The following is a 6816-nucleotide window of genomic DNA, read 5'->3' as shown; positions in this document are numbered from 1 at the left end:
CGAGTCCCTGGCGGCGCACCACCGAAGAGGCCCCTCGCAGCAGCGAGGGGCCTCTTCGCATACCCCCGCACCCTCGCAAAGCGCCCCAGGTTTCACAGATCCTCCACTGACGCCCCAAACACCGCGTATGACCGGTAAACACCGCGTTTCCGTCTTGCGATCAAGAGGAGCACCGTAGAACCCTGGGCCCTCAAGGGACTGCGGATACATGGCAGTTGAGGGAGGCGTGGGCGATTTGCGCTCGTGGGCGGGTGGGGATCATAGCCGCCCGGCGACGCCGCGACGCGCGGACTCTCGAACGAATGCCTGGGGGGCATCGAAGGAACCGGAAGGTTCGCCGTCCCGTGTCTCCATGGTGTAGATCACATGGTGGCGGCGACGATCCGCCACCGATGCGTCCGTAACGGTCGAGGGGGACCGAAGCGGGCGGAAGACCGACTAACACACACGAACGTGTGTGCGGGGGGAATGACTCATGACGCCGACGGGCGCCCGGCATAACTCCGACCCGTCCGACACGACACAACTGAAGGTCCCGTCGCACCGGACCGGCACTTTCCGAAAGCTGAGGAAGACACTTCCGAGATACGACTACGAGCACTACAGCCGACTCGCGGGGCCCCTCACCCAGCCCGATCCGGGCAAGCCCTACACGGTGCAGTACCGCTCCCTGATCTCCCAGGAGCCGCACCGCCTGAGGGTCGCCCTGATGCTGGCCGCCGCCCCGCTGCTCTCCCTGGTCCTGCTCACCTGGCTGCTCCAGCCGGAGCACTGGACCAAGCGCGACTACGTCGAGTACGAGTTCCTGCCCGCCCTCGACATGGTCATGCTGGTCTCGATCGGCCTGATCGAGTTCTTCCGCTGTATGAACGTACTGTCCAACGCGCACGCCACGCTGGTCGCCCGGGACCCGATCCCCGTGGTCCCCGAGGTCGGGACCAGAGTCGCCTTCCTCACCTCCTTCGTGCCCGGCAAGGAGCCGCTGGAGATGGTGACGAAGACCCTGGAGGCCGCCGTCAGGCTCCGCCACCGCGGGCTGCTGCACGTGTGGCTCCTCGACGAGGGCGACGACCCGGAGGTGAAGGCGGTCTGCGCGCGCCTCGGCGTGCACCACTTCTCCCGCAAGGGCATCGCCAAGTGGAACCAGCCCAAGGGCCCGCACCGCGCCAAGACCAAGCACGGCAACTACAACGCCTGGCTCGACGCCCACGGTGACGACTACGACTACTTCGCCTCCGTCGACACCGACCACGTACCGCTGCCCAACTACCTGGAGCGGATGCTCGGCTTCTTCCGCGACCCCGACGTCGGCTTCGTCATCGGCCCCCAGGTGTACGGCAACTACGACAATTTCGTCACCAAGGCCGCCGAGTCGCAGCAGTTCCTCTTCCACGCGCTGATCCAGCGCGCCGGCAACCGCTACGGCGCCCCGATGTTCGTGGGCACGTCGAACGCCGTACGCATCAAGGCCCTCAAGCAGATCGGCGGGCTCTACGACTCGATCACCGAGGACATGGCGACCGGCTTCGAGATCCACCGCCACAAGAACCCGGTGACGGGCCGCAAGTGGCGCTCGGTGTACACGCCGGACGTGCTCGCGGTGGGCGAGGGGCCCAGCGCCTGGACGGACTTCTTCACCCAGCAGATGCGCTGGTCGCGCGGGACGTACGAGACGATCCTCAAGCAGTACTGGAAGGGCTGGTACTCGCTGCCGCCGACCAAGCTCTTCAACTACACCATGATGATCATCTTCTACCCGATGTCCGCCCTCAACTGGATCCTCGCCGCGCTGAGTTGCGCCCTCTTCCTGGGCCTCGGCGCGTCGGGCGTGAACATCGACCCCACGGTGTGGCTGATGCTCTACGGGAACGCCTCGGCGCTCCAGATAGGCCTGTACGTCTGGAACCGCAGGCACAACGTCTCCCCGCACGAGCCCGAGGGCTCCGGCGGTGTGGCCGGCATGGTGATGTCCGCGCTGTCCGCGCCGCTGTACGCGAAGGCGCTGATCGACTCGGCGCTGCGCCGCAAGAGCAAGTTCGTGGTCACGCCCAAGGGCGACTCGGCCAGCCCCGACCGGTGGTTCGGCACCTTCCGGTACCACTGGTACTTCATCGCGATCTTCGGTGGCTCGATCGCCGCCGGCCTCGTCTACGGGCACGCGCACCCGGCGATGATCATCTGGGCCACGTTCGCCCTGCTGATCACCGCGCTGCCGATCTTCGTCTGGCGCCACATGCTGCGCCAGGACAGGAAGAAGGCCGCCGCCGCGGCCGAACTGCAAGGGTCGATGGTGGCTCCGCCCGAGGCGGCTCCCACGCCGCACGCGCCGCCCCACGCACCGCACGCCCCACACGCGCCGCACGCTCCCCAGCACAAGCCGAGCTGGGCCGCGTCCGGATCGGGCGGCGGGGGTAGCGACCAGACCATGCAGATCGCCCTGGGCGGACTTGGGGGACGTAAGGAATGAAGGACCGTGCAGGCCACCGCCGCGCCCGTCGCCTCGCGATCGGCGGGGCGGTGGTCCTCGCGCTGGCCGGGATGAACGGGCCGTGGCTGTACCGCTTCGGCACCGAGCAGTACCACCAGTACAAGATCAACCGACCTGAGTACAAGGCCGCCAACGGGCACTGGCAGATCGTGGAGTTCCCGAAGAAGTACCGGCAGAACACGATCCACGCCGCGCTCCTGCACACCGGCAAGGTCCTGTTGATCGCGGGGTCGGGCAACGACCAGGACAACTTCGACGACAAGAAGTTCGACACCCGCGTCTGGGACCCGGTCAATCAGACGATCAAGCGGGTTCCGACCCCGGCCGACCTGTTCTGCACCGGGCACACCCAGCTGTCCAACGGGCGGCTGCTGATCGCGGGCGGCACCAAGCGCTACGAGAAGCTCAAGGGCGATGTCACCAAGGCCGGCGGCCTGATGATCATCCACAACGAGAACCCCGACAAGAAGGTGGAGCTGAGGCCGGGGACACGGTTCGTCGGCAAGGAGAACGGCAGGACGTTCGTCCTGAAGGACGAGGTCGAGATCAAGAAGGCCACCAAGACCTTCGACCCGGACACCGGGAAGTTCACCGGCAACAAGCCGGGGATCGCGCGCGCCTACGTCGAGGCCGAACGCAGCGGCAAGCGGTACGAGACGGGCACCGAGGACAACTACCGGATCGTGGGCCTGAAGGGCGCCGACGCCCGCAACACCTACGGCATCGCGCAGAAGCTCGCCCTCGACAAGAAGGACTTCCAGGGCATCAGGGACGCCTACGAGTTCGACCCGGTCGCGGAGCGGTACATCAAGGTCGACCCGATGAACGAGGCCCGCTGGTACCCGACGCTGACGACGCTCACCGACGGCACGGTCCTCAGCCTCTCCGGGCTGGACGAGATCGGCCAACTGGTCCCCGGCAAGAACGAGGTCTACGACCCCGCGACCCGGAAGTGGACGTACACCAAGGGCGTCCGGCAGTTCCCGACGTATCCGGCGATCTCCCTGATGCAGAACGGCAAGCTGTTCTACTCGGGCGCGAACGCCGGGTACGGCCCGGACGACGTGGGCCGACAGCCGGGCGTGTGGGACCTGAGGACGAACAAGTTCACCAAGATCCCCGGCATGAGCGACGGCAAGCTGCTGGAGACCGCGGGGACGGTGCTGCTGCCGCCGGCGCAGAAGGAGAAGTACATGGTGATCGGCGGCGGCGGGGTCGGTGAGTCGGAGCGGTCCAGTCGGCGGACCCGGATCGTCGACCTGCTGGACGACAGCCCGCGCTTCGTGGACGGACCGCGTCTCGACAAGGGCACCCGGTATCCGCAGTCCTCGATCCTGCCCGACGACACCGTCCTCATCTCCGGCGGTTCGCAGGACTACCGGGGCCGCGGCGACTCCAACATCCTCCAGTCACGCATCTACGACGCGCGCACCGGGACGATGCGCCGGGTCGCCGATCCGCTGGTCGGCCGCAACTACCACTCCGGGTCGATCCTGCTGCCCGACGGTCGGGTCGTCTTCTTCGGGTCGGACTCCCTGTACGCCGACAAGGCCAACACCAAGCCGGGGGAGTTCGAGCAGCGCGTCGAGATCTACACGCCGCCGTATCTGTACCGGAACGGACGGCCGACGCTGTCGGGCGGACCGAAGACGGTCGCGCGCGGCGGGAAGGCGACGTTCGGGACGCGGCACGCCTCGTCCATCAAGTCGGCGCGGCTGATCCGGCCGAGTGCGTCGACGCATGTCACCGATGTCGACCAGAAGTCCATCGCGGTGGACTTCACGACGTCCGGCGACAGCGTCACGGTGACGGTGCCGAAGAACCGGAATCTCGTGCAGTCCGGCTGGTACATGCTGTTCGTGACGGACGCGGCGGGAACACCGAGCAAGGCGCGGTGGGTGAAGGTGCCGTAGGGCTCCGCCGGGTTCTGTGGTCCGGGTGCGGGTGCGTGGGGGCTGATCGCGCCCACGCGGCGGAGCCGCATGTGTCACCGCCCCGCGCCCCTGGAAAAGCAGGGGCCTGTGGCCCCGTGCTTTTCCGACGAAGGCCGGGCCTCAGGCCCGAAGCCTTCGGGGGCGCGGGGAACTGCGCGAGGAACCACACACCACCCGCACCCGCCAACGAACACGCACCCCCGAGCTATGAGGGCCCGGCTCTCAGTCAGACGCCTTGGCCAACGCCAGTGCGTACTCCGGCCACCACTCCCCCGCCTTCGGCCCGCCCTTGCACTCCCCGTCCGACTCCCCCGGCCGCTTGACCCACAGATACGCGTCCACCAGCGGATCCGCCGTCTTCGTCGTCGGCGTCTCCCCCAGCGCCCGCCCCGGCGGGTTGCACCACTGTTCGTCCTTGTCGCCCCCGGTGTAGGGGCCGTTGCCGTTGCGGCTGGTGTCGATGACGAACGGCTTGCCGCCGACCTTCGCGGACAGCTGCTTGCCGTACCGGACGGAGTCCTCGGTCGTGTAGAAGTTCGAGACGTTGACGGCGAACCCGTCGGCCTTGTCGATGCCGGCCCACTTCAGCGGCTCGGCGATCTTGTCGGCCTCGCTCCACCCCGCGTTCCCGGCGTCCAGATACACCTTCGTGTTCTTCAGCGCGCCGAGCCTCTCGATCGCGCCCTTGAGCAAGTCGTACCGCTCCCCGTGGAACTCGCCCGGCGTGCAGCCGTCCACCACGTGGAGGACCGCGTCGGGTTCGAGGACGACCGTGGCCGGGCGGTCCCCGATACCCCGGGCGATGCCGTCGATCCATGCCCGGTACGCGTCGCCGTCGGCCGCGCCGCCGCCCGAGTACTGGCCGCAGTCGCGGTGCGGGATGTTGTAGAGGACGAGGAGGGCGTCCCGGTCGGCCTTCTTCGCCGCCTCGGTGAAGCCCTTGGCCTCCCGCTCCGGGTTCTCGGGGCCGATCCACTCGCCCGTGGGCTGTTCGGCGATCCTGCGGATCAGCTCGGCGTTCTCGTCCTTGCCCGCCTTCTCGTAGGCGGCGACCTGGGCCGCCGCGTTCCCGTCCGGGTTGACCCAGAACGGGTCCGTCCCGCTCGGCTGTTGGGTGATCCCGGAGCCCGTGGTCTTGTCGTCCTCGCCTTCGCCGTCTCCCCCGAAACAGCCTGCGAGCAGCAGCGTGGCCCCCGCCACCGCCACGGACGCCCGGACTCCGGCCCCCCTACTGGCGTACATCCAACTCCCCCTTGGGTGCACCGTGTCGTAAGGGCCAATCCTGGCATATTTCCCGCCTCGCCCACGAGGATGCCGCCGCCTGACCGAGAGCTGTTGTCTCCTGACCACGTCGGACGGAAACCGCCTGCGAACGAGGGCGCGGGCTGCCCGGATGACCATGTGCCGGACCGTGTGCCGGTGGTTCAGCGGCGGCTGCCGCTGAGGTACGCGGAGACGACGACGTTCGCCGTGTAGGTGCGGCTCTTCTTGTCGAAGGTCCCGCCGCAGGTGACCAGGCGGAGTTCGGCGCGGCCCGACTGCCGTACGCCGTAGGCCTGTCCGGCGTCGAAGTCGTCGCGGCGGAGGACCCGCACGTCGTCCACGGTGAACTCGGCGACGGTGCCGTCGTCGCGGGCCACGCGGATCAGCTCGCCGAGCCCGAGGGTGCTGAGCTTGTAGAAGACGGCGGGGCGGCTCTCGGTGTCGACGTGTCCGACGAACAGCGCGGTCCCGGGTGCGCCGGGCCGGGTTCCGGCGGCGTACCAGCCGACGACGCCCGGCTGGTCGAAGGAGGGCGGGTCGATCGCCCCGTCGACGTCGAGGCCGCGTGCCACGACCGGGGCCTGCACCCCCATCGCGGGGATGTCGAGCCGCTGGGGGCGCGCGCCCTTCAACGGTTCTACGGCGGGCGGGAGTTCGGCCTGCGCCGGCCTGCCGACGGCGGCCACGTCACCGGTGGTCGGCGCCGCCATGCCCTGCCGTACGTCGGTGACCTCGCGGCCCCAGAGCCACAGGCCGAGCAGCAGTACGGCCCAGGCGACACCGGTGGTGAACCGGCCGGCGCTCGTACCGCCGCCGCTCTCGCCGATGTCGGAGTAGTCCTGACCGGACACGGCGACCCCTTACTTCGTGCCCCGGCCCCGGCGGGCGCCGCGCACCACGACGACCGAGGCCGCGACACCGGCGAGGACCAGGCCGATCACCGCCTGCCGGGCGCCGGGCCCGGTGTTGCGGGAGTCCATGGAGTTGACGCCGTCCGCCGAGGCGGCGGCGTCCGCGGAGGCCACCGGGTGCGCAGCGAGCAGCGCGGCCGCTCCGCCGCCGCCCGCGCGGACGGGGGCGACCGGGGAGGCGGGCGCCGAGGGCCGCCCGGTGGGCCGGGCGGAGGCGGAG

4 protein-coding genes and 1 pseudogene are annotated in these 6816 nt (G+C 69.2%); 2 read left to right on the top strand and 3 right to left on the bottom strand.

Features of this window, described 5'->3' with window-relative positions:
* Nucleotides 1-475 precede the first annotated feature (475 nt).
* Together AOK23_RS34345 and glxA are read left to right on the top strand one after the other, a co-directional pair.
* A complete protein-coding gene (locus AOK23_RS34345) occupies nt 476-2467 on the top strand; it encodes a glycosyltransferase family 2 protein (protein ID WP_055716445.1) in 1992 nt (663 codons plus the stop codon).
* A complete protein-coding gene (glxA, locus tag AOK23_RS34340) occupies nt 2464-4401 on the top strand; it encodes a radical copper oxidase GlxA (protein ID WP_055716444.1) in 1938 nt (645 codons plus the stop codon). Before AOK23_RS34345 ends, glxA begins: the two co-directional genes overlap by 4 nt.
* A 243-nt stretch (nt 4402-4644) precedes the next feature.
* On the opposite strand, the gene AOK23_RS34335 is transcribed toward glxA, so the two are convergent.
* The 3 genes and pseudogenes from AOK23_RS34335 to AOK23_RS34325 form a co-directional block, all read right to left on the bottom strand.
* Complete coding sequence (locus AOK23_RS34335) at nt 4645-5664, bottom strand: glycoside hydrolase family 6 protein (protein WP_063791456.1); 1020 nt, start codon at nt 5662-5664, stop codon at nt 4645-4647.
* 182 nt (nt 5665-5846) lie between these two features.
* A complete protein-coding gene (locus tag AOK23_RS34330) occupies nt 5847-6536 on the bottom strand; it encodes a class F sortase (protein ID WP_055716442.1) in 690 nt (229 codons plus the stop codon).
* A 9-nt stretch (nt 6537-6545) separates the two neighbouring features.
* Nucleotides 6546-6816 (bottom strand): annotated as a pseudogene (locus AOK23_RS34325) (hypothetical protein); the annotation flags it as partial.

Origin of the sequence: Streptomyces torulosus, assembly GCF_001419765.1 — a bacterium.
Lineage (GTDB): Bacteria > Actinomycetota > Actinomycetes > Streptomycetales > Streptomycetaceae > Streptomyces > Streptomyces torulosus.
This window is presented reverse-complemented; position numbering and strand designations above follow the sequence as displayed.

Excerpts from the sequence above, each read along its gene's own strand:
- AOK23_RS34345 (WP_055716445.1), top strand. The coding sequence starts at position 476 with ATGACGCCGACGGGCGCCCGGCATAACTCCGACCCGTCCGACACGACA.
- glxA (WP_055716444.1), top strand. The coding sequence starts at position 2,464 with ATGAAGGACCGTGCAGGCCACCGCCGCGCCCGTCGCCTCGCGATCGGC.
- AOK23_RS34335 (WP_063791456.1), bottom strand. The coding sequence starts at position 5,664 with ATGTACGCCAGTAGGGGGGCCGGAGTCCGGGCGTCCGTGGCGGTGGCG.